The following is a 26,438-nucleotide window of genomic DNA, read 5'->3' on the forward strand; positions in this document are numbered from 1 at the left end:
ACGCGGATCAGCTGTCGATCAAGGCATCGACCGGCACGCCCACACGCACGTTACCCCAGTGCCGTCCACCCACGTGGATGGGCATGGCGATGTCGCACAGCACTTCGCCGGTGTCGCGCAGGAAGGTCTGCAGCAGCATGGGCGCGGCATTGCGCGCGGCGCGCAACTCGGCCGGCGCTTCGAATTTGCGGCAGGTGCGGTTGCCGATCAGGTCGACGTCGTAGTCGCCGGTCAGCGGCTTGGAATACTTGCTGTTGTGCGCCGACAGGTAGCTGTCGGTGTTCACCCCGCAGGCATAGACCGCGCCCTTGATCTTGCCCAGGGTGTCGTCCAGCAGGGCCTGGCAGCGCCGGCCGTATTCGTCGCCCCAGGACACCTTGAACTTCTGCGGGTTGGTGTTGGGGATGGGCTGGTAGCGGCGGTCGAAGACGTCGACCCGGTTGGCGACCATCTCCTCGAGCTGCTGCTGGATGAGATCGCGGAAGGTGTGCGCTTCGTTCACCACGTGGTCGAAGGCGCCCTTGCCGATCTTGAAGCGCGCCACCAGCTCCTGCACCGCCTCGGTGGCACGCGAGAGCTCGACGGTGCGCTTCTCCGACTCTTCCATGTCGCGCGCCACCGAGGTGGACAGCTCGTGGATGACGTTCACGTTCTCGTGCACCTGGCCGTTGGTGGCGGTGAGCTGTTCCATGGCCGCAGCGATCTGCAGCAGCTGCTCGCCGGTGCGCTCGAAGTCGCCCACCATGTTGCCGAACTGCTCGGCAGAACGCCCCACCACCTCGCGGGTGCGCAGCACGTCGGCGTTGATGACCTCGTTCTCGGCGCGGGTGTTGGCCACCAGCGAGATCATGCCGCCGATGTTGCCGTGGATCTCCTCGGTGGCCTGGTTGACCCGCTCGGCAAGCTTGCGCACCTCGTCGGCCACCACCGCGAAACCGCGGCCGGCCTCGCCGGCGCGCGCCGCCTCGATGGCGGCATTGAGCGCCAGCAAATTGGTCTGGTCGGCGATCTCGCGGATCAGCGAAGCGATCTTCTTGACGCTCTCGGAACGCTTGGAGAGCTCGTCCACCGTGTGGTTGAACTGCTCGACCTTGTCGCTCACCGCGTTGATCTTGCCGGCGATGTCGCGCATCTCGTGCAGCGACTCGCGGGCGATGTCGAGGTTGGCATTGGTGGACGCGGAGATGTTCTGCGTGCTGCCGGAGACTTCCTCGATGGCCTTGGTGGATTCGGTGCTCGCGGTGAATACGACCTCGGTCATGCGCCCCTGCTCGGTGGCGTCGCGCGCCGAGCTCTCGACCTTGCTCTTCACCTGCACCGCCTCGCGGGCGATGCTCACGCTCATGTTGCGCACTTCGCTGATGATCTGCCGCATCTTGTCGGCGAAGCGGTTGTAGCTCTGGGCGAGCTCGCGCAGTTCGTCGTGCGTGGTCATCGGCAGGTCGCGCGAGAAATCGCCTTCGCCGCGGGCGATCTCGTTGAAGATGCGGGTGATCACCTTGACCGGACGCACGATCAGGTGACGGATGTAGAGGATCTGCCCGACGTTGATCAACAGCGCCAGCGCGGTGAGCCCGAGCATGGCGTACAGGCCGGCGTCGAGCGAGGCGCCGATGGCCGACACCGTCTCCGGCGCAACCTGCCCGGAAGCCAGCAGATTGGCGACTTCGCCCTTCTGCCGCAGATAGATGCCCAGGTAGAAGACGTCGATGAAGAACAGCAGCAGGAAGCTGCACAGCTTCTTCGTCAGCGAGTTCCAGAACGTCTTCTCCACCGATTCGTAGAGCCGCCAGAACGTGCTCATCGAAGCCTCCTCTCTCTATGTTTTGTATATTGCTTTGGCTGTAACGGAATCGTAACGGCGGACTTTAGCCCAGCAAACGGGTAACGCAAGCCGGCCGGCGCCCCAATCCGGGCAGCACGCCCCCCACAGGCGCGATGCACGCGGATTTGCCCGGATCATGCACCCCTGCGACAATTGCGTCCTTGATTCCGACGAACTTCCGCAAGCGCGCCGCCGCGGGCGCAAGTCCGGCACGAAACGCCAAATTCACGACCAAGCCCAAATCCAGACCATGTCCGACCAGAACAACACCACGCCGCCGCAGGACGAGAACCACATCATCGCCGAGCGGCGCGAGAAACTCGCCCAGTGGCGCAGCACCGGCCGCGCCTATCCCAACGACTTCTCGCGCGAGAACACCGCGGGCAAGCTCGACGAACTCTACGGCGAGAAGGACGGCGAAGCGCTGGAGGCCAACCCGGTGCAGGTGCGGGTGGCCGGCCGGATCATGCTCAAGCGCGTGATGGGCAAGGCCAGCTTCATCACCATCCAGGACCTCTCCGGGCGCATCCAGCTCTACGTGAAGCGCGACGAGGTGGGCGAGGACGTGTACGCCGACTTCAAGCACTGGGACATCGGCGACATCGTCGGCTGCGTGGGCACCCTGTTCAAGACCAAGACCGGCGAGCTGACCGTGCAGGCCAGCGAGATCCGCCTGCTGACCAAGAGCCTGCGCCCGCTGCCGGACAAGTTCCACGGCCTCACCGACCAGGAGCAGAAGTACCGCCAGCGCTACGTCGACCTGATCATGAGCGAGGAGGCGCGCTTCACCTTCGTGGCGCGCAGCCGCATGGTGCAGTCGATCCGCAACTACATGGTCAATCACGGCTTCCTGGAAGTGGAAACGCCGATGATGCACCCCATCCCCGGCGGTGCGGCGGCCAAGCCCTTCGTCACCCACCACAACGCGCTCGACATGGAGCTCTTCCTGCGCATCGCGCCCGAGCTCTACCTCAAGCGCCTGGTGGTGGGCGGCATGGAGAAGGTCTTCGAGGTCAACCGCAACTTCCGCAACGAAGGCCTGAGCACCCGCCACAACCCCGAGTTCACCATGATGGAGTTCTACGAGGCGTACGCGAACTACCGCACGCTGATGGACTTCACCGAAGGGCTGATCCGCCACTCTGCGCGCGAGGCGCTGGGCACCGAGTCCTTCGTCTACCAGGGTCGCGAGCTCGACCTGTCCAAGCCCTTCCACCGCCTGACCATCGTCGAGGCGATCCGCAAGTATCACCCGGGCTTCAGCCTGGAGCAGCTGGCCGACGTCGAGTGGCTGAAGCAGAAGATCAAGGACTTCGGCGAGAAGGTGAAGCCTGGCGGCCTGGGCAGCCTGCAGTTGCAGCTCTTCGAAGCCTGCGCCGAAGCCGAGCTGTGGGAGCCGACCTTCATCATCGACTACCCGGTGGAAGTCTCGCCGCTGGCACGCGCCTCGGACGCCGACCCGGAGATCACCGAGCGCTTCGAGCTGTTCATCGTCGGCCGCGAGATCGCCAACGGTTTCTCCGAGCTCAACGACCCGGAAGATCAGGCCGCGCGCTTCATGGCGCAGGCCAAGGCCAAGGAGGCCGGCGACGAGGAAGCGATGTACTACGACGCCGACTACATCCGCGCGCTGGAATTCGGCCTGCCGCCCACCGGCGGCTGCGGCATCGGCATCGACCGCCTGGTGATGCTGCTGACCGACAGCCCGTCTATCCGCGACGTGATCCTGTTCCCGCAGATGCGCCCGGAATGATCCGCCACGCCGCCCGCTCCGCCTGACCTCTGACCGGAAAAGAAGCGCATGGCCGGAACCAGCCTGTTCGTCCTGCTCGATGACATCGCCAGCGTGCTGGACGACGTCGCCACCATGACCAAGGTCGCCACCAAGAAGACCGCAGGCGTGCTGGGCGACGACCTCGCCCTCAACGCCCAGCAGGTCGCCGGGGTGCGCACCGAGCGTGAGCTGCCGGTGGTCTGGGCGGTGGCCAAGGGTTCGATGCTGAACAAGCTCATCCTGGTGCCGGCCGCGCTGGCCATTGCCGCCTTTCTGCCCTGGGCGATCGTCCCGCTGCTGATGCTGGGCGGCGCCTACCTGTGCTACGAAGGCGTGGAGAAGCTGGTCCACCACTTCCTGCACCGCGCCGAGGACAAGGCCCATCGCCAGCAGGTGCTGCAGGCGATGGCCAGCCCGGAAACCGATCTGGCGGCACTGGAGCGCGAGAAGATCCGCGGCGCCGTCCGCACCGACTTCATCCTGTCGGCGGAGATCATCGTCATCGCGCTGGGCGTGATCGGCGGCCTGGACCTCGTCACCCAGCTGTCGGTGCTCGCCGCCGTTGCGGTAATGATGACCGTCGGCGTCTACGGGCTGGTGGCGATCATCGTCAAGCTCGACGACCTCGGCCTGCTGCTCAGGCGCCAGCCGGGCGCCGGCGTGCTGCCGGCCGTGCAGCGCGGGCTGGGCGGCGGCATCCTGTGGGCCGCGCCGTGGCTGATGCGCGGCCTGTCGGTAGCCGGCACGGTGGCCATGTTCCTGGTCGGCGGCGGCATCCTCAGCCACGGCCTGCCGCCGGTGCACCACGCCATCGAGGCCGCCACCGCGGACATGGTGGGTGTCGCGGGCGCCTTGCTGCCCAGCGCCCTGGACGGCCTGGTCGGCATCGCCGCCGGCATCGTCGTGCTGCTGGTGGTGAGCATCGCCACCCGCCTGCTGCGCCCGCGCACCGAGGTGGCCTGATCCCTTCCCGGCTGCCACTCGGGCCGGGCGAACGAACGCAACGAAACCAACCGGCGCCCGCCGCGAACACCGGCGGGTGCCCCAAGCCAACGGCCGTCCGACCATGCCGATCATCCCTGCCCCGCTCGAGTTCGCCGCCGACGGCACGCCCTGCAGCAGCGCTTTCGACGACGTCTATCACTCGACCGACGGCGGGCTGGGCCAGGCGCAGCACGTCTTTCTCGCCGGCAACGACCTGCCGCGGCGCTGGCAGGGGCGCGACAGCTTCGTCATCCTGGAAACCGGTTTCGGTCTCGGCCTGAACCTGCTCGCCACCTGGGCCGCCTGGCGGGCCGACCCGCAGCGCTGCGCACGGCTGCATTTCGTCTCCTGCGAGCTGCACCCCTTCCGCCGCGAGGACCTCGCCGCCCTGCACGCCACGCTCGCCGCCCAGGCCCCCGAGATCGCCCCGCTGGCCGCCGAACTGCAGGCGCGCTGGCCCACGCTCACCCCCGGCCTGCACCGCATCCACCTCGACGGCGGGCAGGTGGTGCTGAGCCTCTTCCTGGGCGACGCCGCCGACGGCCTGGGCAATCTGCGGGCCTGCGCCGACTCCTTCTACCTCGACGGCTTCTCCCCGGCGAAGAATCCGCAGCTGTGGTCGGCGCGCGTCTTCCACCTGCTCGCGCGGCTGGCCGCGCCGGGCGCCACGCTGGCGACCTGGTCGGTGGCCGGCGAGGTACGCGAAGGCCTGCGCCGCGCCGGCTTCGACTGCGACAAGGCACCCGGCTTCGGTGGCAAGCGCCAGATGCTGCGCGGCGTCTATCGCGGCCCGGGCAAGCTTGCAGCCGCCGCGCCGCGCCGCCACGCGCTGGTGCTCGGCGCCGGCGCAGCCGGCAGCAGCGTGGCCGAACGCCTGGCCGCGCGCGGCTGGACGGTGGATGTGGTGGACGCGGCCGACCGTCCCGGCGCCGGCGCCTCCGGCAACCACGCCGGGGTGCTGCGCCCGCTGCCCAGCCTGGACGACAACCGCCTCGGCCGGCTCACCCGTGCCGGCACGTTGTATGCACTGCAGCACCTCGCCCACCTGGACGAACTCGGCCAGCCGGTGCGCTTCGACGCCTGCGGCGTGCTGCACATCGCCCGCGACGACCTGCAGGAGGACAAGCAGCGCGCGGTGGTCGAGCGCCACCAGCCACCGGCCGAACACCTGCGCTACGTCGACCGCGAGGAAGCCAGCCGCATCGCCGGCTGGCCGCTGGCCAACGGCGGCTGGTGGTTCCCCAGCAGCGGCTGGGTGCAGCCGCCCAGCCTGTGCCGCGCCAACCTGGCCGCGCAGGCGGAGCGCATCCGCTGCCACTTCGGCCGCACTGTCGCGCGCCTGGAGCGCGAAGGCGACGACTGGCTGGCGCTGGATGCGGAAGGCGGCCTCATCGCCCGTGCCCCGCAGCTCATCGTCGCCAACGGCGTAGGCATCCGCGAGCTGCCGCAGGCCGGCGCGCTGCCGGTGATCAGCGCCCGCGGCCAGGTCTCGCTGCTGCAGGCGGAAAACGGCTCTCCGCCCCGGGTGGTGGTGTGCCGCCAGGGTTACGTCAGCCCGGCGGTGGACGGCCTGCGCTGTGCCGGCGCGAGTTTCGGCGTAGGCGACGACGACCCGGCGCTGCGCCGTGCCGACCATGTGCAGAACCTCTACAAGCTGGAAGGCATCCTGCCCGGCTACACCAAGGGGCTGGACATCGCCGCCCTGGGCGGGCGGGTGGGCTTCCGCCCGGCCTCGCCCGACCGCCTGCCGATGGTCGGGGCGCTGCCGGCGCCGACCCGCCTGGAAACACCCTGCCCACTGAACGAGATCCCGCGCCACGAGGGGCTGTGGGCCATCTCGGGCTTCGGTTCGCGCGGCCTGGTGTTTGCCGCGCTGATGGGCGAAACCCTGGCCTGCATGCTGAACGGGGAACCTTTGCCCATCGAAAACGATCTTTGTGAAGCCATCGATCCGGCGCGCTTCCTGCTGCGCCCGCCACGCACCCCGCGCGGCGAGGATTGAGCCTGCCGACAACAACAATCGACAAGACAGACCCTGATGGACGCCATTCCGCTCTTCTTCCTGCTGGGCTTCGCCGCACGCCTGGCCCGTTCCGACCTCAAGCTGCCCGGCCAGTTGTACGAGGCCCTGTCGATCTACCTGCTGCTCGCCATCGGCCTGAAGGGCGGCATGGAACTGGCCAAGCAGGACCCGCTGCAGGTGCTGCCGCAGGCGCTGTCGGTGCTGACCCTGGGGGTGATCATCCCGCTGGTGGCCTTCCCCATCCTCTACAAGCTGGGCCGCTTCGAACGCCACGACGCCGCAGCCATCGCCGGGCATTACGGCTCGGTCAGCGTGGTGACCTTCGCGGTTGCGGTGGACTACCTGACCGCGCGCAGCATCCCCTACGAAGCCTACCTGCCGCTCTTCCTGGTGCTGCTGGAGATGCCCGGCATCGCGGTCGGCATCCTGCTGGCGCGCATGGGCGGCGAGATGCGCAGCATCAAGTGGGGGCCGCTGCTGCACGAGATCTTCCTGGGCAAGAGCATGGTGCTGCTGGCCGGCGGCCTGCTGATCGGCTGGGCGGCCGGCCCCAAGGGCCTGGCGCCGCTCGACCCCTTCTTCTTCGTGCTGTTCAAGGGCGTGCTGTGCCTGTTCCTGCTGGAGATGGGCCTGGTGGCGGCCGGCCAGGCCGGCACGCTGCGCACCAGCGGCGCCTTCCTGGCGGTGTTCGCGGTCGGCATGCCGGTGCTGTCGGCGCTGATCGGCACCGCGGCCGGTGCGCTGATCGGCCTATCGGCCGGCGGCACGCTGCTGCTCGCCACCCTGGCGGCCAGCGCCTCCTACATCGCCGCCCCGGCGGCCATGCGTATCGCGGTGCCGGAAGCCAACCCCGGCCTGTCGATCACCGCCGCGCTGGTGGTGACCTTCCCCTTCAACATCCTGCTCGGCATCCCGCTCTACGACCGCATCGTGGGGCTGGCGTACGGAGGCTGACCATCATGCCCAACACCCATCCCTGCAAACTCGTGGTGATCATTGCCGAGGAGGCGCTGGAAGGCCCCCTGGCCAAGGACGTGATGGCGCTCGGCGCCCACGGCTACACCGTGGCCGATGTACGCGGGCGCGGCAGCCATGGCAGCCGCAGTGGCGCCTGGGACGCGGACAAGAGCATCCGCATGGAGATCCTGTGCGACGAGGCGACCTCGCTGGCGATCACCCGCCACGTGGAGGAAAAGTACTTCCGCCACTACGCCATGGTGACCTTCGTCGCCGACGTCGGCGTGCTGCGGCCGCAGAAGTTCGTGCGCTGACCGCAGCAGGTTCACCCACCGACCACGGCCGTCGCATGAACCGCCGATCGCGGCCAAGGCCGCTCCTACAAGGGATGCATCGGTAGGAGCGGGCCTGCCCGCGATCGCGGCCGTCCAACCATCACCGGCCGCCGCCCTGGGCCGCTCGCCTGCGCGGGCGCGTCAGAGATGGCGGTCCAGGCGGTGCAGCACCGCCTCACGCCCCAGCACCTCCACCACCGCGTCGATGGCCGGGGTCTGCGGCACGCCGAGCAGGGCCACCCGCAGCGGAATGGCGACCTGCGGCATCTTCAGGCCATGCTCGGCCATGGTGTCCTTGATCGCCTGGCTGATCGCCGCCTTGTCCCAGGCCGCATCGGCGAGACGCGCGCGCAGGCTGGCAAGCGCCGCGCGGGCGGTTTCGGTCAGGTGCTGGCCGACCACTTCCGGTGCCGGATGAACCTCGACCACGAACAGTTCCACCGCGTCAGCCAGCTCGTTGAGGTTGGTCACACGCTCCTTGTACAGCGCGATCACCGCTTCGAGCGCCGGACCGCTTTCCGGGTTCACCCCGCGGCGCGCCAGGCGGTTCGCCACCTCGGCGGCCAGGCGGGCGTTGTCGGCCTGCTTGATGTAGTGGGCGTTGAGCCAGTTGAGCTTCTCGGTGTTGAACTGCGCGGCCGAAGGGGTGATGTGGTCCAGGTCGAACCACTCGACGAACTGTTCGCGGCCGAAGATCTCGTCGTCGCCGTGGCTCCAGCCCAGGCGCGCGAGGTAGTTGATCACCGCCTCGGGCAGGTAGCCGTCATCAAAGTACTGCATCACGCTCACCGCACCGTGGCGCTTGGAGAGCTTGGTGCCGTCGTCGCCGAGGATCATCGACAGGTGGCCGTACAGCGGCACCTCGGCGCCCAGCGCGCGCAGCACGTTGATCTGCCGCGGAGTGTTGTTCACATGGTCGTCGCCGCGCAGCACATGGGTGATGCGCATGTCCCAGTCGTCCACCACCACGCAGAAGTTGTAGGTCGGGGTGCCATCGGCGCGCGCGATGATGAAGTCGTCCATCTCCGCGTTGGCAATCTCGATGCGGCCCTTGACCTGGTCATCCCAGGCCACCACGCCCTCGGTCGGGTTGCGGAAGCGCACCACCGGCTGCACGCCGGCGGGCGGTTCGGGCAGCACCTTGCCCGGCTCCGGACGCCAGCGCCCGTCGTAGCGCGGCTTCTCCTTGCGCGCCTCCTGCTCGGCGCGCAGCGCGTCGAGCTCTTCCTTGGAGGTGTAGCAGTGGTAGGCGGTGCCGGCGGCGAGCATCTGTTGGATCACTTCCTTGTAGCGATCCATGCGCTGCATCTGGTAGTACGGTCCTTCGTCGGCCTCCAGCCCCAGCCACTGCATGCCGTCGAGGATGGCCTGCACGGCCTCCGGCGTGGAGCGCGCCACGTCGGTATCCTCGATGCGCAAGACGAACTGCCCGCCGTGGCGGCGCGCATAGGCCCAGGCGAACAGCGCGGTGCGCGCGCCGCCGATATGCAGGAAGCCGGTGGGGCTGGGAGCGAAACGGGTGCGGACGATGGAAGACATCTGGACGGGCCTGGAGCGGGACAAACGCCGGATTTTACGCCAGCCGCGCCGCCACGGCATAGCCTGGAGCGCCCTTCAAGCGCCCTCGGCGACCCCGACGTAGCGGCTCATCTGCACGAGGATCCCTGCCGTCGCGCCCCAGATGAAATAGTCGCCATAGGGGATCGCGTAGTACTCGCGCATGCGCCCCTGGTATTCCATGCGATGCCGCTGGCGGTTGGCCGGATCGAGCAGGAAGGCCAGCGGCACCTCGAAGGCCTCGGCGACCTCGAAGTCGTCCAGCAACAGTTCGAAGGGCGGATGCACCAGGCCGACCACCGGCGTGACCCGGAAGCCGGTACCGGTGTGATAGTCGGCCAGTTCGCCGAGCAGTTCGACGCGATCGGGCGCAAGGCCGATCTCCTCTTCGGTCTCGCGCAGGGCGGTCATCACCGGCGAGGTGTCGGCTTCCTCCACCCGGCCACCGGGAAAACTGATCTGCCCGGGGTGGTGATGCAGGTGATCGGTGCGCCGGGTAAGCAGTACCGACAGGCCATCGTTGCGATCGACCACCGGCACCAGCACCGCCGCCGGGCGCAGCGCCCTGCCCGGCTCCCCCTCATGCACCGGATCGCTCCCGTTGCCGGCAAGGAAGCGCTCCCGCAACCAGCCGGCGGAGAGGGGTTCGAGCGAGGGGGACAGGGTATCTGCGGTCACGATGCGTAAGGTCCGTAATGCCCGGGACGCCGCGCGCGGCGTGGCAAAACCTGCGCACCACTGTATGAACAACCACATGACGCGTCAACGTGCACCGCAGCAGATGCCTGCCCCGCTCACGGCCCGCCTAGTCGTTGCACTCGGCCCCCTCGACCATGCGCGGCCGGCCGGTGGCGCTGATGACGATCTTGCGCGCCAGGCCACGGTCGCACACCGTCAGCGTACCCATCTGCAGGGCGCCGCTGGCGGTACGGGTGACACCGGAGGGCACGTAGGACACATAGTTCCGTACCGGATCGTTGCCGCGGATCGCCAGGCGGTCGCTGCGCGCACCGGTCACATGGACGAGTTCCTCTCCCGCGTCACGCTGGCCATTGCCGTTCTCATCATCGAAAAGTATCCAGCCCGGTTCCCAACCGATTCCCGCCGTGCAGGATTCGCCATCGGCGCTGGTGCATAGCGTCGCCCGTCGTCCTCGCCTGATGGCCTCGGAGCGCGCATGGAAGAGCGCCGCGAAGAGTTCGCCCGAGGTGGTCGAGAGACGGGCATTGCGCATCAGTGCCTCGTACGACGGCACGGCGATAGCGGCGAGGACCGCGAGGACGGCGAGCACCAGCATCAACTCGACCAAGCTGAAGCCGCTCGCAACACGGCCGGAGACGATGCCGGAGGCTGGCATAGGCACGGACATGGCTCTGGATGCCGATCAACAATGACGTATGCATTCTAGAGAACACCCCAGATATTGCAAATGTCATTTACCGTCTATCAACGCACCGAGCCATCGCCCCCGATCCAAACATCGCGCGCACCAGGCGAGCAAAACCCCGGGAGTAGACGGCAAAAAGCCGCGCACGGCTTTCGTGAGCGGCTTGGCTGATCGACACCGAGGGTGTCGTGATCTTCGCTTTGGGCACCTGAGGAGGTGGTGGGCGGTACTGGGATCGAACCAGTGACCCCTGCCGTGTGAAGGCAGTGCTCTACCGCTGAGCTAACCGCCCCTCGGCGAAGAAGCGCGCATTCTAGTGGACGGATTTCGGGCAGTCAAGCTCCGCCTGAACCCCCGCCTTCACCTCGTATCGGCGCAGCCTCGACCTCCTGCACACCGAGCGTGAGCGTTTCGCGGTTCGGCACCGCGAACACGTCCTGGACGGACAGCAGTTCATTGCGATGCAGACCCGCCAGGAGCGTGACCAACTCGTCGCCGTGCGGCGTGAGCCTGACCTCCACCGTACGGCGGTCGTCCCGCCCGGTGCTGCGCATGACCAGGCCAAGCTTCTCGCAGCGCGTAAGGAGCGACACCACGCCATGATGATGGGCCTGCAGCCGCTCGGCCAGTTCTGCAATGGTCACCCAGTCGCGCTGCGGAAAGCCCTTGATCTGCAGAAGCAGCAGGTACTGGAGTTGGGTCACGCCGTGCTTGCGGGTGAGCACCTCCGAGAAACGCTCGAAGCGGCGCAGCTGATAGCGGAAATGGGCGAGCGCCTCGATCTCCTCCTTTGAAACCGCCTGCCTGTCACTCATTCGTCTCTCCCTCGTCTCGCTTCATCTGCGGAAAATCCTGACTTGCAAGATGGCACGCAGCATTTAATATCAAACTGTGATGCATTTAAACCCCGGCACCCTTGGTTTGCCTCATCCCGACAATGATTGCAAGGATTCTGGCCGAGGATCCACGGAGATGACATGAGCGAGTTTCTGGAGTATCCCCGCATGTTGTGGTCTTCAAGCGCAGGATGGGCGCGCCTCGCCCGGACGCGTCCGGCGATCGCGGCCATGTTCCTGCACCTTGTCCTGCCATTGTCCCTGCTCCCGCCCCTGATGCTGATCCACGCCGGCGGGCATATCGGCAGCGTCCACTTTCCGTCCGTGGCGCCCTGGGTGTGGTGGTCCGTTGCGGCCCTGTTCCTCGTGCTGGAACTGCTCACGGTGCCGCTCATGGCGCGCCTCCTGCAAACGCTTTCGCGCTCGAACGGCGGAACCGGCGAGCACCGCCCCGCCTTCACCATCGCTGCGGTGGCGCCGGTCCCGCTGTGGCTGTCGTCCCTGGTGCTCTTCCAGGACAGCGCGGCCCTCGCCCTCACGATACCCGCCCTCGCCTTGCTGGGGTCGGCCTCGCTGGTGTACCGCGGCGTCGGCGCGCTGCTCGACATCCGTGACGAGGTCGTTGCCGCCGAGGTCGCGAACATCACCATTGCGACCGGCCTCCTTGCCTGGCTGTCGATCCTGAGCGCCGCACTGATACCGCTGCTGATCGCACGCTGAGCGGCGCTCGAGAAGCGCGGGCGGACCATGTGGCGGCAGTGCGCAACTTTAAGATGCGTTTCGTTTGACTCTTTTTAAAGTTTCATTTTATATTCCTCTTCAACGTCAACCACGTTCGAGAGGCCGCAGCATGCAAACCGTTCAAGCTCCCGGTGCCGACGAGCATCCCTTTCCGCTGGATGCGACCCAGATCCTGATGCTGGGTCGCATGACGATGGCACTGACCGCTGCCGGATGCATCATCGCCGCCGTGATCGCCTATCCGCTGGCCAACCACTTCTCCCTCGCCGGGCAGATCGCCGCGCACCTGGCCCTCCCGGTACTCGCTGCAGGCTTCAAACTCGGGTATGTTGCAAGGCACGCCGCCCACCGCCATCTCGGCAACCTGAACGCCGGTTGAGGGCTCCACCCCTGCCGGCAGTCGCCGCCGCAGTCCATGGAACAGGCCATGTCCAAAGAACCTGCCTTCGACGAGAGCTTCATTCGTGATCTGCTGCGGCAGGTCATAGACCCCGAGGTCGGCATCAACATCGTCGACCTCGGACTGATCTACGGCATCGACGTATCGCCCGAACTGGTCAGCATCCGCATGACGATGACTTCGCCCGCCTGCCCCATGGGGGAGATGATCCTCGACGACATCGACCGCGTGCTCGACGCCGCCTTGCCGAAGGAGATCCGCATCGATCTGGCGCTGGTGTGGGACCCACCATGGACACCGGAGCGCATGGATGGCAGCGCACGAGCGCACTTCGGCTGGAAGCCCGGCCACTGAACTGACCGTCGCGCCCATGCCGATCTCGTTTGGCCGCAATCCGCGGACCCGCATCCCGCTGCTCGTCCTAGGCATGCTGGCGCTCGTGTTTGGCCTCCTCGCGGGCTTGGCACGCTTGGGCATCGCCGTTCCCGCAAGCGGCGCCCAACTGGCCGGACTGCACGGGGCATTGCTCGTCTGCGGTTTCTTCGGCACGGTCATCAGCCTCGAGCGCGCAGTCGCGCTGGGCGACTCCTGGACCTATCTCGCGCCGGCAGCGTCGGGAGCCGGCGGCATCGCCTTGGTCGCCGGCGCCCCCCCTGTCGCCGCGCAATACTTGTTCATTCTGGCCGCGACACTCCTGGTTGCCGGCAGCATCCGGGTCGTACTGCGCCAATGCGCCTTGTTCACCGTCATGCTCGGCGCAGGCGCCCTCGCATGGCTGGCAGGCTGCCTGGTCTGGCTATCCACCGGTGCAGTCTCCGCTGCCGTTCCATGGTGGCTCAGCTTCCTGGTCCTCACCATCGCAGCCGAGCGGCTGGAGCTCACTCGGCTGATGCCGGTTCGTCCGGCATCCCGGCCGCTGTTCATCGCCATCAGCCTGACCATTCTGGCAGGCGCAGTGGGCAGCGCATTCTCATCCACGCTCGGTCTGGGCGCGCTTGGCGCGGGGATGTTCGCCCTGGCATTGTGGCTGCTGCGCTATGACATCGCGCGGCGCAACCTGCATCTGGATGGACTGGCGCGCTTCATCGCCTGGTGTCTGCTCGGCGGCTATGCATGGCTTGCGCTGGGCGGAGCACTGGCCCTGGCAGGCGCCTTCGTGCCCGGCGCCCCCCTGCGCGATGCCGCCATTCACGCGACCACGCTCGGCTTCGTGTTCTCCATGGTCTTCGGCCACGCACCCATCATCTTTCCGGCGATCGTGCAGGTCCGCATTCCATACCTGAGGGCGTTCTATCTGCCTCTGCTCGCCCTGCATGCATCGCTGCTGGTGCGCATCATCGGCAACGTCTGGGAACGCATGGCCATTCAGCAGGTGGGAGCCATCGCCAACGCGCTGGTGCTCGCGCTATTCGTCGCGACGATGCTTGGCAGCGTGCTGCACGGCCGGCGCAAGCGCAGGGGCTGAAGCACCGCGCGCGGCGGCCGGATGCAGGATCTGCGGGCCGAGCAGCGGCCTTTGTTCAGGCCCCAGCAGGTCGGCCAGCGTCGCCCGGTCGAGCACGGCCATGAAGGCATCGAGCGCCCCGGCAAGTATCCCCTTCAGCTGACAGGCCGGCGTCAGCAGGCAGCGGTTCTGCGGTCCGAAGCACTCCACGATGTCCTTGTTGCGCTCCGTCACCCGCACCACGTCGCCAACGACGATACGGGCGGGCTCGCGGGCCAGCCGCAGGCCTCCCCCCTTGCCGCGCAGCCCCTCGACGAAGCCGCTGCGGATGAGTTCGTTGGCGACCTTCATCAGATGGGAGCGCGAAACGTCGAGGCGGCCGGAAATCTCCGCGATGGTCACCAGCCGATCGAGGTTGTTCCCGAGATAGATCAGAACACGCAGGGCATAGTCGGTGTGCTGGGTAAGGTGCATCGCTCAGCTCGGGGAAAGGGATGGGGAGTCGCAGGCAAATGCCGCTGCCCGGCGGCCGGCATGCATCCTCGTCGGAGGACGGCAAGCTGTCATCGTACTTGACGGCAGCCCCTGACAAGACAAAGCCCGGAACAGGTCCGGGCTTCATGTGAAATCTGGTGGGTGCTGACGGGATCGAACCGCCGACATCCAGCTTGTAAGGCTAGCGCTCTACCAACTGAGCTAAGCACCCGCACCGCACTGGTTGCGGCGAGAGTACCGCGCCCAGACGAGCCCGTCAGTTTACTGCATCTTTCAGGGCTTTGCCAGCGCGGAACTTGGGCACCTTGGCGGCCTTGATCTTGATGCTCTTGCCGGTGCGGGGGTTGCGTCCGGTACGCGCCGCGCGCTCACCGACGTAGAAAGTGCCGAATCCAACCAGAGTGACACTGTCATCTTTCTTCAGGGCCTGCTTGACGGCCGCAATGGCGGCATCGAGCGCCTTACCGGCGGCGGACTTGGAAATTTCGGCCTTGGCCGCGATCTCGTCAATCAGTTCGGATTTATTCACTTATGCCCCCTCTTCGGATTCGAATGCAACACGATAAAAACGCGCAATCCCTGAGCCGGCGCGGCATTCAGGGCCATTCCAAATGCGTTGAAGCTTGCACCGGCTTTATAGCCCGCGCAATTCCGGCATGTCAAGGGTGTTACCGCCCAATATCCCGAACGTTACAAAGGACGAAAAGAAAACGGCATGCGCCGGGTGGCCGCATGCCGTTTCGATCCTCCAATGGTCAGAGGCGTCAGTGTGCGCGAATCTTCGGCGCGCTTCCGTCCTCTACCGCCTGCGCCACTGCCGGCGCCTTCTCCTCCTCGACCTCGGGGAGCGGTTCGGGCTGGCGTTCGAGGGCGTGCTTGAGCACTTGGTCGATCCACTTCACCGGCAGGATCTCGATCGAGTTCTTGATGTTCTCAGGAATCTCGGCGAGGTCCTTGACGTTCTCTTCCGGGATCAGCGCCGTGGTGATGCCACCACGCACTGCGGCCAGCAGCTTCTCCTTGAGACCGCCGATGGCCAGCACTTCACCACGCAGGGTGATCTCGCCGGTCATCGCCACGTCGCAGCGCACCGGGATGCCAGTGAGCACCGAGACCAGCGCGGTGGAGATGGCCACGCCCGCCGACGGACCGTCCTTCGGGATCGCACCCTCGGGCAGGTGGATGTGGATGTCGCTCTTCTGGTAGAAGTCGCCGTCGATACCGAGCGAGCGGGCGCGCTTGCGCACCACCGACAGCGCGGCCTGGATGGACTCCTGCATGACCTCGCCGAGCTTGCCGGTGGTCATCACCTTGCCCTTGCCGGGCAGTACCACCGCTTCCACGGTGAGCAGTTCGCCGCCGACCTCGGTCCACGCCAGGCCGGTAACCTGGCCGATCTGGTTCTCCTTCTCGGCCATGCCAAAGCTGTACTTGCGCACGCCCAGGTACTTGTCGAGGTTCTTCGCGTTGACCACGATCTTGCTCGAACGCGCACGCAGCACCAGCGACTTCACCACCTTGCGGCAGATCTTGGAGATCTCGCGCTCCAGGCTGCGCACGCCCGCCTCGCGGGTGTAGTAGCGCACCACGTCGCGCAGGGCCTCTTCGGTCACCGACAGTTCGTCGCGCTTCAGCCCGTTGTTCTTCATCTGCTTGGGCAGCAGGTAACGCTGGGCGATGTTGACCTTCTCGTCCTCGGTGTAGCCCGACAGGCGGATCACCTCCATGCGGTCGAGCAGCGGCGCCGGGATGTTCATGGTGTTCGCGGTGGCCACGAACATCACGTCGGAGAGGTCGAAATCGACCTCGACGTAGTGATCCTGGAAGGTATGGTTCTGCTCCGGGTCCAGCACCTCGAGCAGCGCCGACGAGGGGTCGCCGCGGAAGTCCTGGCCCAGCTTGTCCACCTCGTCGAGCAGGAACAGCGGGTTCTTCACCCCGACCTTGTTCATGTTCTGCAGGATCTTGCCCGGCATGGAACCGATGTAGGTGCGGCGGTGGCCGCGGATCTCGGCCTCGTCACGCACGCCGCCCAGCGCCATGCGCACGAACTTGCGGTTGGTGGCCTTGGCAATCGACTGGCCGAGCGAGGTCTTGCCCACGCCCGGAGGACCGACCAGGCACAGGATGGGCGCCTTGACCTTGTCCACCCGCTGCTGCACGGCGAGGTACTCGACGATGCGTTCCTTGACCCGCTCCAGGCCGTAGTGGTCCCTGTCGAGGATCTTCTCGGCCGCGGCCAGATCCTTGCTGACGCGGGACTTCTTTTTCCACGGCAGGTTGATCAGGGTCTCGATGTAGTTGCGCACCACGGTGGCTTCCGCGGACATCGGCGACATCAGGCGCAGTTTCTTGAACTCCGCCTGGACCTTGGCGAGTGCGTCCTTCGGCATGCCGACCGACTTGATCTTGCGCTCCATCTCTTCGAGATCGGCGCCTTCCTCGCCTTCGCCGAGCTCCTTCTGGATCGCCTTGACCTGCTCGTTGAGGTAGTACTCGCGCTGGCTCTTCTCCATCTGGCGCTTGACGCGCCCGCGGATGCGCTTCTCCACCTGCAGGATGTCGAGCTCGGTCTCGAGCTGGGTGAGCAGGCGCTCCAGGCGCTCGCCGGTGTTGAACATCTCCAGCACTTCCTGCTTCTGCTCGAGCTTGAGCGGCAGGTGGGCGGCGATGGTGTCGGCCAGGCGGCCGGCTTCCTCGATGCCCGACAGGGAGGTGAGGATCTCCGGCGGGATCTTCTTGTTGAGCTTCACGTACTGGTCGAACTGGGCAATGATCGCCCGGCGCATGGCCTCGACCTCGTTGTTGCCCACGTCGGACGACGGGATGGGCGTGACACGGGCGACGAACACGCTGCGCAGGTCATCGACCGAATCCAGCCGGGCGCGCTGCACGCCTTCGACCAGCACCTTGATGGTGCCGTCCGGCAGCTTGAGCATCTGCAGGATGTTGGCGATGCAGCCGATGTCGTAGAGGTCCTCGGCACCCGGCTCGTCCTTGGCAGCGGACTTCTGCGCCACCAGCAGGATGCTCTTGCCCGCCTCCATGGCGTTTTCCAGCGCCTTGATGGACTTCGGGCGACCCACGAAGAGCGGGATCACCATGTGCGGAAACACCACTACGTCGCGCAGTGGCAGCAGCGGCATTTCCTGTTGTTCGTTGGGGAGGTCAAGCGGGCCTGACATGTTATTTACCCTTTCCAAGACGCGTTGAGCCCAGATATGGGCTCAAGCGGTGATTTCAAGCAACGAGGGTGACAATGATCAGTTGGAGCCGGAAACTTTTTGCTGATCAGCGTAGATGAGCAGGGGTTTCGCGCCTTCCTCGATGGTGTTCTCGTCGATGACGACCTTCTCCACCGATTTCATCGTAGGCAGTTCGTACATGATGTCCAGCAGCGCCGCTTCCAGAATCGACCGCAGCCCGCGCGCGCCGGTCTTGCGACGGATGGCCTTGCGCGCCACGGCGTGCAGGGCGGCCTGGCGGAACTCGAGATCGACGTTCTCCATCGCGAACAGCTTCTGGTACTGCTTGACCAGCGCGTTCTTCGGCTCCACCAGGATCTGGATCAGCGCTTCCTCGTCGAGTTCCTGCAGCGTGGCCACCACGGGCAGGCGGCCGACAAACTCGGGGATCAGACCGAACTTGACCAGGTCTTCCGGCTCGACCTGGCGGAAGGTCTCGGTCAGGTTCTTGCCCTGGCGGCTCTTCACCTCGGCGCCGAAGCCGATGCCGGCCCTTTCGGTGCGGTTGCGGATGACCTTGTCCAGGCCGTCGAACGCGCCGCCGCAGACGAACAGGATGTTGGTGGTGTCGACCTGAATGAAATCCTGGTTGGGATGCTTGCGCCCGCCCTGCGGCGGAATCGAGGCGATGGTGCCTTCGATCAGCTTGAGCAGCGCCTGCTGCACACCCTCGCCGGACACGTCGCGGGTGATCGACGGGTTGTCCGACTTGCGCGAGATCTTGTCGATCTCGTCGATGTAGACGATGCCATGCTGCGCCTTGTCGACATCGTAGTCGCACTTCTGCAGCAGCTTCTGGATGATGTTCTCGACGTCCTCGCCCACATAGCCGGCTTCGGTCAGGGTGGTGGCGTCGGCCATCACGAAGGGCACGTTGAGCAGGCGTGCAAGGGTCTGCGCGAGCAGCGTCTTGCCGGAACCGGTGGGGCCGATCAGCAGGATGTTGCTCTTCGAGAGCTCCACCTCGTCGTCACGTCCGGAGATGTGGCGCAGGCGCTTGTAGTGGTTGTACACCGCCACCGCGAGGTTGCGCTTGGCCTGGCCCTGGCCGATCACGTACTGGTCGAGGATGTCGCAGATCTCCTGCGGCGTGGGCAGGCTGTTGCCCTCGCCCTCGGCCGCGGCATCGCCCGCGATCTCGTCGCGGATGATGTCGTTGCACAGCTCGATGCACTCGTCGCAGATGAAGACCGACGGTCCCGCGATCAACTTGCGGACCTCGTGCTGGCTCTTGCCGCAGAACGAGCAGTACAGCAGCTTGTCGCCGCCCGTCTTCTTTTCCGTCATGGTCTTCCTCGCTTGGCTCTCAGGAATCGGTGCGGCTGGTCAGCACCTGGTCGACCAGGCCGTACTCGACGGCCGCAGTCGCCGACATGAAGTTGTCGCGATCGGTGTCCTTCTCGATCTGCTCGATCTTCTGACCGGTGTGCTTGGCCAGCATGTCGTTGAGCCGGCCGCGCAGGTAAAGGATCTCGCGGGCGTGGATCTCGATGTCCGAAGCCTGGCCCTGGAAGCCGCCCAGCGGCTGGTGAATCATCACCCGCGAGTTGGGCAGGCAGTAGCGCTTGCCCTTCTCCCCGGCCGCCAGCAGGAAGGCGCCCATGCTGGCCGCCTGGCCGATGCACAGGGTGCTGACGTTCGGCTTGATGAACTGCATGGTGTCGTAGATCGCCATGCCGGCGCTCACCGAACCGCCGGGGGAATTGATGTAGAAATGGATGTCCTTGTCGGGGTTCTCCGACTCGAGGAAGAGCAGCTGAGCGACGATCAGGTTGGCGGTGACGTCGTTGACCGGGCCGACCAGGAACACCACCCGCTCCTTCAGGAGGCGCGAATAGATGTCGTAGGCGCGTTCGCCGCGCCCGCTCTGTTCGACCACCATCGGAACCAGGCCGAGACCGACCGGTTCCCAGGTGCTGCCATGCTGTGGTGTTCCGTTGTTCATCGCTCGCTCTTCCGCGGTTTAGGCCGCATTGCCCATCAGTTCGTCAAAAGACACCGCCTTGTCGGTGGTCTTGGCCTCAGCCACCGCCCAGGCGACGACGTTGTCCTCGATCACCACCGCCTCGGCCTGCGCCAGGCGCTCCGGCTGGGCATAGTACCAGCGCACCAGTTCCGCCGGATCCTCGTAGCTCTGCGCCATCTCCTCGACCAGCGCACGGATCTGCTCCGGCTTGGCGTGCAGTTCCTTGGCCTTGACCAGCTCGGCCATGATCAGGCCCAGCTTGACGCGGCGCACCGCCTGGTCCATGAACCAGCTCGCGTTCACCGGGATGTCCTTGGTCTTCATGCCGCGGGCTTCCAGGTCACGCTTGGCGTTCTCGGCCAGCTGCTGGGCTTCGGCTTCGACCAGCGCCTTGGGCACCTCGATCGGGTTGGCCGCCAGCAGGGCTTCCATCACCTGTTCCTTCACCTTCGCCTGGATGCGGCGCTTCACTTCGCGCTCCAGGTTGGTCTTCACTTCCTCGCGCAGCTTTGCGACGTCGCCGTCGGCCACGCCCATCGCACGGGCGAAGTCGGCATCGACTTCCGGCAGGCGGGGCGCCTCGACCTTCTTCAGCGTCACTTCGAACTGCACCGTCTGGCCAGCCAGGTTGGCGGCGTGGTAGTCCTCAGGGAAGGTCATGTCGAAGGTCTTGCTCTCGCCTACCTTGAGACCGCCCACCGCGTCCTCGAAATCCTTCAGCATCGCGCCGGCACCCAGCACGAAGGGGAAATCCTGTGCCTGGCCGCCTTCGAACACCTCGCCATCCTTGCGGCCGGTGAAGTCGATGCTCACCCGGTCACCGCTCTCGGCAGCCTTGTCGGCCGCTTCGAAGGTGGTGCGCTGCTTGCGCAGCACGTCCAGGGTCTTGTCGACTTCGGCATCGCCCACTTCCAGCACCGGACGCTCGATCTCGCTGTCCTTCAGCTCAGCCGGCACGATCTCGGGATAGACCTCGAACACCGCGGTGAACTCCAGCGCTTCGCTGCTGCCCTCGCCCTCGGCCTGCTTCGGCTCGATGCGCGGGTAACCAGCCACACGCAAGTTCTGTTCCCGGACCTGCTCGACGAAAGCCTTTTCAACTGCAGCACCGATCGCCTCGGAGCGCGCCTGGGCACCGTGGGTCTGCTCGACGATCTTCATCGGCACCTTGCCCGGACGGAAGCCGGGCATCTTCACGGAGCGGGCCATGCGCTTCAGGCGGGTGGCCACTTCCTGGTCGATGGCCGCCATCGGCACGGACATGTCGATACGGCGCTCGAGCGAGCTTTGCGATTCCTGGTTGGTTTGCATTAAATGATCCCTGAGAAGTCAATTGATTGCGTCCTTGCCGCGCTGCCGGACGGGTCTGACCGGAGCGGCGACTGGCCGGGAATGTGCGGACGCGTGTTGCGAACAAATTTCGATTCTAGCACAGCCCCGGGGCCTTCCTTCCAGCGTCCCCGCGGGCGGAGAATGCGTCACGGGCCGATGCAAAAAGGTCCTCGCGGGGGCGGAACTCGCGACATGCCCCCCTATCTCATGAATGACGCGGACACAGCCGGACATGCGGCGGGCAAACCGCAGCACAGGCCGGCATCCACAACGGAGGAGCGGCGACATGAGCATCTTCAACGCGTACCAGACGCGCTTTGAATCGGCCCGTGAAGAAGAGATGTCCATCCAGGAGTACCTGGAGCTTTGCAGGCACGATCGTTCAGCCTACGCGACCTCGGCGGAACGCATGCTGATGGCGATCGGCGAGCCGGAGCTGGTGGACACCCGCCTTGATCCGCGCCTGTCGCGCATCTTCTCCAACAAGGTGCTGCGCCTCTACCCGGCCTTCCGCGACTTCTACGGCATGGAGGAAGTCATCGAGCACATCGTGTCGTACTTCCGACACGGCGCCCAGGGACTGGAGGAAAAGAAACAGATCCTCTACCTGCTCGGCCCGGTCGGCGGCGGCAAGTCCTCGCTGGCGGAAAAGCTCAAGAGCCTGATCGAGAAGGTGCCCTTCTACGCCATCAAAGGTTCGCCGGTGCACGAGTCCCCGCTGGGGCTGTTCGACCCCGAGGAGGACGGCGCGCTGCTCGAGGACGACTTCGGCATCCCGCGGCGCTATCTCAACACCATCATGAGCCCGTGGGCGGTCAAGCGCCTGCACGAGTTCGGCGGCGACATCACCAGGTTCCGCGTGGTCAAGCTGCGCCCCTCGGTACTGCGCCAGATCGCCGTGGCCAAGACCGAGCCGGGCGATGAGAACAACCAGGACATTTCCTCGCTGGTCGGCAAGATCGACATCCGCAAGCTGGAGCAGTACTCGCAGGACGACCCGGACGCCTACAGCTACTCCGGCGGCCTGTGCCTGGCCAACCGCGGCCTGCTCGAATTCGTGGAGATGTTCAAGGCGCCGATCAAGGTGCTGCACCCGCTGCTCACCGCCACCCAGGAGGGCAACTACAAGGGCACCGAAGGCTTCGGCGCGATTCCCTTCGACGGCATCGTGATGGCGCACTCCAACGAGTCCGAGTGGGTGGCCTTCAAGAACAACAAGAACAACGAGGCCTTCCTCGACCGCATCTTCACCGTCAAGGTGCCCTACTGCCTGCGCGTGTCCGACGAGATCCGCATCTACGAGAAGCTGCTCACCAACAGCTCGCTGTCGGAAGCGCCCTGCGCGCCCGACACCCTGCGCATGATGGGACAGTTCGCCGTGCTCTCGCGCCTGAAGGAGCCGGAGAACTCCAGCATCTATTCCAAGATGCGGATCTACGACGGCGAGAACCTCAAGGACACCGACCCCAAGGCGAAGAGTTTCCAGGAATACCGCGACTACGCCGGGGTGGACGAAGGCATGACCGGCCTGTCCACCCGCTTCGCCTTCAAGGTGCTGTCACGTGTATTCAACTTCGACCATCGCGAAGTCGCGGCCAACCCGGTGCACCTGATGTACGTACTCGAGCAGCAGATCGAGCAGGAGCAATACACCCCCGAAACCGAAGCGCGCTACCTGGGCTACATCAAGGAATTCCTCGCGCCACGCTACGCCGAGTTCATCGGCAAGGAGATCCAGACCGCCTACCTGGAGAGCTATTCCGAGTACGGGCAGAACATCTTCGACCGCTACTGCACCTACGCCGACTTCTGGATCCAGGACCAGGAGTTCCGCGACCCCAACACCGGCGAGATCCTCGACCGCAACGCGCTCAACGACGAGCTGGAGAAGATCGAGAAGCCGGCCGGCATCAGCAACCCGAAGGACTTCCGCAACGAGGTGGTCAACTTCGTGCTGCGCGCGCGGGCCAAGAACGGCGGCAAGAACCCGAGCTGGACCAGCTACGAGAAGCTGCGCGGGGTGATCGAGAAGAAGATGTTCTCCAACACCGAGGACCTGCTGCCGGTGATCAGCTTCAACGCCAAGGCCAGCGCCGACGAGCAGAAGAAGCACCAGGACTTCGTCAATCGCATGATCGAGAAGGGCTACACCGAGAAGCAGGTGCGCCTGCTGTGCGAATGGTATCTGCGGGTGCGCAAGAGCACCTGAGTCCGGTCCGGCCACCACCACGCCCGGCCCCGATGGCCGAGCCCACGACCACAGGCCACTGACATGGCCGGCGCCCCGTCCGCTCGGGGCGCCGGCCGGCAGCGCGGAGGGACTACATGGTCCGTATCATCGACAGGCGGTTCGACAGCAAGAACAAGAGCGCGGTCAACCGCCAGCGCTTCATGCGCCGTTTCCGCCAGCAGATCCGCCGCGCGGTGTCGGAGGCCATCCAGGGGCGCTCGATCCGCGACCTGGACAACGGCGAGCAGGTATCGATCCCGGCCCGCGACCTGTCCGAACCGCACTTCCAGCACGGCAAGGGCGGCGTGCGCGAGCAGGTGTACGCGGGCAACGACCAGTTCACCTCGGGCGACCACGTCAAGCGCCCGCTCGAAGGCGGGGGCGGCAGCGGACAGGGCAAGGCCAGCAACGAAGGCGAGCACGAGGACGATTTCGTCTTCCAGCTCTCGCGCGAGGAGTTCCTCGATCTGTTCTTCGACGACCTCGCGCTACCCAATCTGGTGCGCACCCAGTTGGCGCGCATCACCGACTACAAGACCCGCCGCGCCGGCTTCACCGCCGACGGCACGCCGGCCAACATCAACATCGTGCGCTCGATGCGCGGCGCGCTCGGCCGCCGGCTGGCGCTGGGCGCACCGTGGAACGCCCGCCTGCGCGAGGCCCAGCGCGAACTCGACGAGCTGGTGGCCGGCGGCGGCGGAGACAGCGAGGAAGCGCGCACGCTGCGCGAGGAGATCGCCCGCCTGCGCGCGCGCATCGAGGGCATCCCCTTCATCGACAGCTTCGACCTGCGCTACAACAATCGCGTCAGGGTGCCGCTGCCCACCACCAGCGCGGTGATGTTCTGCGTGATGGACGTCTCGGGCTCGATGGACGAGGAGAAGAAGTCCATCGCCAAGCGCTTCTTCATGCTGCTCTACCTCTTCCTCACCCGCAGCTACGAGCACATCGACGTGGTGTTCATCCGCCACCACACCGTGGCCAAGGAAGTGAACGAGGACGAGTTCTTCCACTCGCGCGAATCCGGCGGCACGGTGGTGTCCAGCGCGCTCAACCTGATGCACGAGATCATCGTCGAGCGCTACGCCGGCGGGCAGTGGAACATCTACGGCGCACAAGCCTCGGACGGCGACAACTGGGACAACGACTCGCCGGTGTGCCGCGAACTGCTGGACGAGGCCATCCTGCCCTGGTGCCAGCACTTCGCCTACATCGAGATCACCCCGGGCGAACCGCAGAACCTGTGGCGCGAATACGAACGCCTGCTCGGCGCCCACAAGAACTTCGCCATGCAGCGCATCGAGACGCCGGCCGACATCTACCCGGTATTCCGCGAACTGTTCAAGAAGACTCTCGTATGAAGCGCGCCGCCAGCCGGAAAAAGGAAGCCCTGCCCGCATCCTCGGAATGGACGATGGAGGCGATCGACCGCTACCACGAGGAGATCGCCCGGGTGGCCGCCGGGTTCGGCCTGGACACCTACCCGGTGCAGATCGAGATCATCACCGCCGAGCAGATGATGGACGCCTACGCCTCGGTGGGCATGCCGGTGAACTACCACCACTGGTCCTTCGGCAAGCACTTCCTCGCCACCGAGAAAGGCTACCGGCGCGGGCAGATGGGCCTGGCCTACGAGATCGTCATCAACTCCAACCCCTGCATCGCCTACCTCATGGAGGAAAACACTCTGACCATGCAGGGCCTGGTGATCGCCCACGCCGCCTACGGGCACAACAGCTTCTTCAAGGGCAACTACCTGTTCCGCACCTGGACCAACGCGGACGCCATCGTCGACTACCTGGTGTTCGCCCGCAATTACATCGCCGAATGCGAAGAGCGCTACGGCGAGGAAGAGGTGGAGCTGCTGCTCGACTCCTGCCACGCGCTGATGAACCTCGGCGTCGACCGCTACAAGCGCCCGCCCAAGCTCTCGCTGGCCAAGGAAAAGCTGCGCCAGCGCGAGCGCGAGGAATACCTGCAGGGCCAGGTCAACGAGTTGTGGCGCACCCTGCCGATCCAGGAGGTGCAGCACGAGACCGGCGGCCGCCGGCGCTTTCCGGCGGAACCCGAGGAGAACCTGCTCTATTTCATCGAGAAGCACGCGCCACTGCTCGAACCCTGGCAGCGCGAGCTGGTGCGCATCGTACGCAAGATCGCGCAGTACTTCTTCCCGCAGCGCCAGACCCAGGTGATGAACGAGGGCTGGGCCACCTTCTGGCACTACACCCTGCTCAACAAGCTGTACGACGAAGGCCTGCTGGCCGACAGCTTCATGCTGGAGTTCCTGCAGTCGCACACCAACGTGGTGTACCAGCCGCCCTACAACAGCCGCTGGTACAGCGGCATCAACCCCTACGCATTGGGCTTCGCCATGTGGCAGGACATCCGCCGCATCTGCGAGGAACCCACCGCAGAGGACCGCGAGTGGTTCCCCGACATCGCCGGCAGCGACTGGCTGCAGACCTTCGACTTCGCCATGCGCAACTTCAAGGACGAGAGCTTCATCGCCCAATACCTGTCGCCCAAGATCATGCGCGACATGCGCCTGTTCGCGGTGCTGGACGACGATCGCGAGGACACCCTGGAGATCTCCGCCATCCACGACCAGGGCGGCTACCGCGAGGTGCGCGCCCTGCTGTCGGAGCAGTACAACCTGGGGGCGCGCGAACCCTACATCCAGGTGTGGAACGTGGACCTGCGCGGCGACCGCTCGCTCACCCTGCGCCACCAGCAGCACATGCGCCGCCCGCTGGGCGAGTCCACCGACGAGGTGATGAAGCACCTGGCCCGCCTGTGGGGCTTCACCGTGCGGCTGGAGACCGTGGACGCCGACGGCCACGTGGAGCAGATCGCCGAAGTGCGCAACGAAAAGCGCCGCAACAACCACGACGACTGACCCCCGCCGCG

23 protein-coding genes and 2 tRNA genes are annotated in these 26,438 nt (G+C 65.9%); 12 read left to right on the top strand and 13 right to left on the bottom strand.

The features are described 5' to 3' along the window. Positions 1–7: 7 nt before the first annotated feature. Positions 8–1,804, bottom strand: coding sequence for a methyl-accepting chemotaxis protein (locus tag IAI53_RS08480; RefSeq protein WP_187717663.1), 1,797 nt, complete (start codon positions 1,802–1,804; stop codon positions 8–10). 271 nt (positions 1,805–2,075) lie between these two features. On the opposite strand from IAI53_RS08480, the gene lysS reads away from it, so the two are divergent. The 5 genes from lysS (at position 2,076) to IAI53_RS08505 (ending at position 7,877) form a co-directional block, all read left to right on the top strand. After that, positions 2,076–3,578 (top strand): lysine--tRNA ligase, encoded by a 1,503-nt coding sequence (lysS, locus tag IAI53_RS08485; RefSeq protein ID WP_187717664.1) that lies wholly within the window; start codon positions 2,076–2,078, stop codon positions 3,576–3,578. A 48-nt stretch (positions 3,579–3,626) separates the two neighbouring features. Further along, positions 3,627–4,562 (top strand): DUF808 domain-containing protein, encoded by a 936-nt coding sequence (locus tag IAI53_RS08490; RefSeq protein WP_187717665.1) that lies wholly within the window; start codon positions 3,627–3,629, stop codon positions 4,560–4,562. A 103-nt stretch (positions 4,563–4,665) separates the two neighbouring features. After that, positions 4,666–6,585, top strand: a complete 1,920-nt coding sequence (mnmC, locus tag IAI53_RS08495; RefSeq protein WP_187717666.1) for a bifunctional tRNA (5-methylaminomethyl-2-thiouridine)(34)-methyltransferase MnmC2/FAD-dependent 5-carboxymethylaminomethyl-2-thiouridine(34) oxidoreductase MnmC1 — start codon at positions 4,666–4,668, stop codon at positions 6,583–6,585. Between the two features lie 36 nt (positions 6,586–6,621). Continuing rightward, the gene (locus tag IAI53_RS08500; RefSeq protein WP_187717667.1) at positions 6,622–7,560 is read left to right on the top strand and encodes a sodium-dependent bicarbonate transport family permease; all 939 of its coding nucleotides are present in this window, start codon (positions 6,622–6,624) and stop codon (positions 7,558–7,560) included. A 5-nt stretch (positions 7,561–7,565) separates the two neighbouring features. After that, entirely contained in the window at positions 7,566–7,877 is a 312-nt protein-coding gene (locus IAI53_RS08505; protein WP_187717668.1) for a P-II family nitrogen regulator, read from the top strand. Positions 7,878–8,039: 162 nt separating this feature from the next. Here the strand turns inward: IAI53_RS08505 and gltX are convergent, their stop codons facing one another. The 5 genes from gltX to IAI53_RS08530 all read right to left on the bottom strand — a co-directional run bounded on the left by gltX (position 8,040) and on the right by IAI53_RS08530 (position 11,657). Beyond that, entirely contained in the window at positions 8,040–9,437 is a 1,398-nt protein-coding gene (gene gltX, locus IAI53_RS08510; protein ID WP_187717669.1) for a glutamate--tRNA ligase, read from the bottom strand. A gap of 75 nt (positions 9,438–9,512) precedes the next feature. After that, complete coding sequence (locus tag IAI53_RS08515; RefSeq protein WP_432813917.1) at positions 9,513–10,133, bottom strand: CoA pyrophosphatase; 621 nt, start codon at positions 10,131–10,133, stop codon at positions 9,513–9,515. Between the two features lie 127 nt (positions 10,134–10,260). Beyond that, positions 10,261–10,812 (bottom strand): GspH/FimT family pseudopilin, encoded by a 552-nt coding sequence (locus IAI53_RS08520; protein ID WP_187718001.1) that lies wholly within the window; start codon positions 10,810–10,812, stop codon positions 10,261–10,263. Positions 10,813–11,059: 247 nt separating this feature from the next. Further along, positions 11,060–11,134: transfer RNA gene (locus tag IAI53_RS08525), tRNA-Val, on the bottom strand. Positions 11,135–11,177: 43 nt separating this feature from the next. After that, the gene (locus tag IAI53_RS08530; RefSeq protein ID WP_187717671.1) at positions 11,178–11,657 is read right to left on the bottom strand and encodes a MarR family winged helix-turn-helix transcriptional regulator; all 480 of its coding nucleotides are present in this window, start codon (positions 11,655–11,657) and stop codon (positions 11,178–11,180) included. 162 nt (positions 11,658–11,819) lie between these two features. Between IAI53_RS08530 and IAI53_RS08535 the strand changes: the two genes are divergently transcribed. The 4 genes from IAI53_RS08535 to IAI53_RS08550 all read left to right on the top strand — a co-directional run bounded on the left by IAI53_RS08535 (position 11,820) and on the right by IAI53_RS08550 (position 14,284). After that, positions 11,820–12,398, top strand: coding sequence for a YIP1 family protein (locus tag IAI53_RS08535; protein WP_187717672.1), 579 nt, complete (start codon positions 11,820–11,822; stop codon positions 12,396–12,398). A gap of 130 nt (positions 12,399–12,528) precedes the next feature. After that, complete coding sequence (locus IAI53_RS08540; RefSeq protein ID WP_187717673.1) at positions 12,529–12,798, top strand: hypothetical protein; 270 nt, start codon at positions 12,529–12,531, stop codon at positions 12,796–12,798. Between the two features lie 48 nt (positions 12,799–12,846). Next, a complete protein-coding gene (locus IAI53_RS08545) occupies positions 12,847–13,173 on the top strand; it encodes a metal-sulfur cluster assembly factor (RefSeq protein ID WP_187717674.1) in 327 nt (108 codons plus the stop codon). Then, positions 13,130–14,284, top strand: coding sequence for a DUF8744 domain-containing protein (locus IAI53_RS08550; RefSeq protein WP_225433188.1), 1,155 nt, complete (start codon positions 13,130–13,132; stop codon positions 14,282–14,284). Before IAI53_RS08545 ends, IAI53_RS08550 begins: the two co-directional genes overlap by 44 nt. Here IAI53_RS08550 and IAI53_RS08555 read toward each other — a convergent pair. The 7 genes from IAI53_RS08555 to tig form a co-directional block, all read right to left on the bottom strand. Continuing rightward, positions 14,225–14,737, bottom strand: coding sequence for an RrF2 family transcriptional regulator (locus tag IAI53_RS08555; protein ID WP_187717675.1), 513 nt, complete (start codon positions 14,735–14,737; stop codon positions 14,225–14,227). The genes IAI53_RS08550 and IAI53_RS08555 overlap by 60 nt on opposite strands. Before the next feature lie 156 nt (positions 14,738–14,893). Further along, positions 14,894–14,969: transfer RNA gene (locus IAI53_RS08560), tRNA-Val, on the bottom strand. A gap of 45 nt (positions 14,970–15,014) precedes the next feature. Next, positions 15,015–15,287, bottom strand: coding sequence for an HU family DNA-binding protein (locus IAI53_RS08565; protein WP_136346463.1), 273 nt, complete (start codon positions 15,285–15,287; stop codon positions 15,015–15,017). Between the two features lie 235 nt (positions 15,288–15,522). Beyond that, positions 15,523–17,943 carry an endopeptidase La gene (lon, locus tag IAI53_RS08570; RefSeq protein WP_187717676.1) on the bottom strand — a complete coding sequence of 807 codons (2,421 nt, stop codon included), beginning with the start codon at positions 17,941–17,943 and terminating at the stop codon, positions 15,523–15,525. A gap of 78 nt (positions 17,944–18,021) precedes the next feature. After that, positions 18,022–19,290 carry an ATP-dependent Clp protease ATP-binding subunit ClpX gene (gene clpX, locus IAI53_RS08575; protein WP_187717677.1) on the bottom strand — a complete coding sequence of 423 codons (1,269 nt, stop codon included), beginning with the start codon at positions 19,288–19,290 and terminating at the stop codon, positions 18,022–18,024. A 19-nt stretch (positions 19,291–19,309) separates the two neighbouring features. Next, positions 19,310–19,948 (bottom strand): ATP-dependent Clp endopeptidase proteolytic subunit ClpP, encoded by a 639-nt coding sequence (gene clpP / locus IAI53_RS08580; RefSeq protein ID WP_187717678.1) that lies wholly within the window; start codon positions 19,946–19,948, stop codon positions 19,310–19,312. Positions 19,949–19,966: 18 nt separating this feature from the next. Further along, positions 19,967–21,280 (bottom strand): trigger factor, encoded by a 1,314-nt coding sequence (gene tig / locus IAI53_RS08585; protein ID WP_187717679.1) that lies wholly within the window; start codon positions 21,278–21,280, stop codon positions 19,967–19,969. Positions 21,281–21,587: 307 nt separating this feature from the next. On the opposite strand from tig, the gene IAI53_RS08590 reads away from it, so the two are divergent. From IAI53_RS08590 to IAI53_RS08600, 3 genes are all read left to right on the top strand, one after another. Then, positions 21,588–23,510: a PrkA family serine protein kinase gene (locus IAI53_RS08590; RefSeq protein ID WP_187717680.1), complete on the top strand. Its 1,923-nt coding sequence runs from the start codon at positions 21,588–21,590 to the stop codon at positions 23,508–23,510. 116 nt (positions 23,511–23,626) lie between these two features. Beyond that, the gene (locus IAI53_RS08595) at positions 23,627–24,892 is read left to right on the top strand and encodes a YeaH/YhbH family protein (RefSeq protein ID WP_187717681.1); all 1,266 of its coding nucleotides are present in this window, start codon (positions 23,627–23,629) and stop codon (positions 24,890–24,892) included. After that, positions 24,889–26,427 (top strand): SpoVR family protein, encoded by a 1,539-nt coding sequence (locus tag IAI53_RS08600; RefSeq protein WP_187717682.1) that lies wholly within the window; start codon positions 24,889–24,891, stop codon positions 26,425–26,427. The genes IAI53_RS08595 and IAI53_RS08600 overlap by 4 nt, the downstream gene beginning before the upstream one ends. Positions 26,428–26,438 lie beyond the last annotated feature (11 nt).

It is taken from the genome of Thauera sedimentorum, assembly GCF_014489115.1.
Lineage (GTDB): Bacteria > Pseudomonadota > Gammaproteobacteria > Burkholderiales > Rhodocyclaceae > Pseudothauera > Pseudothauera sedimentorum.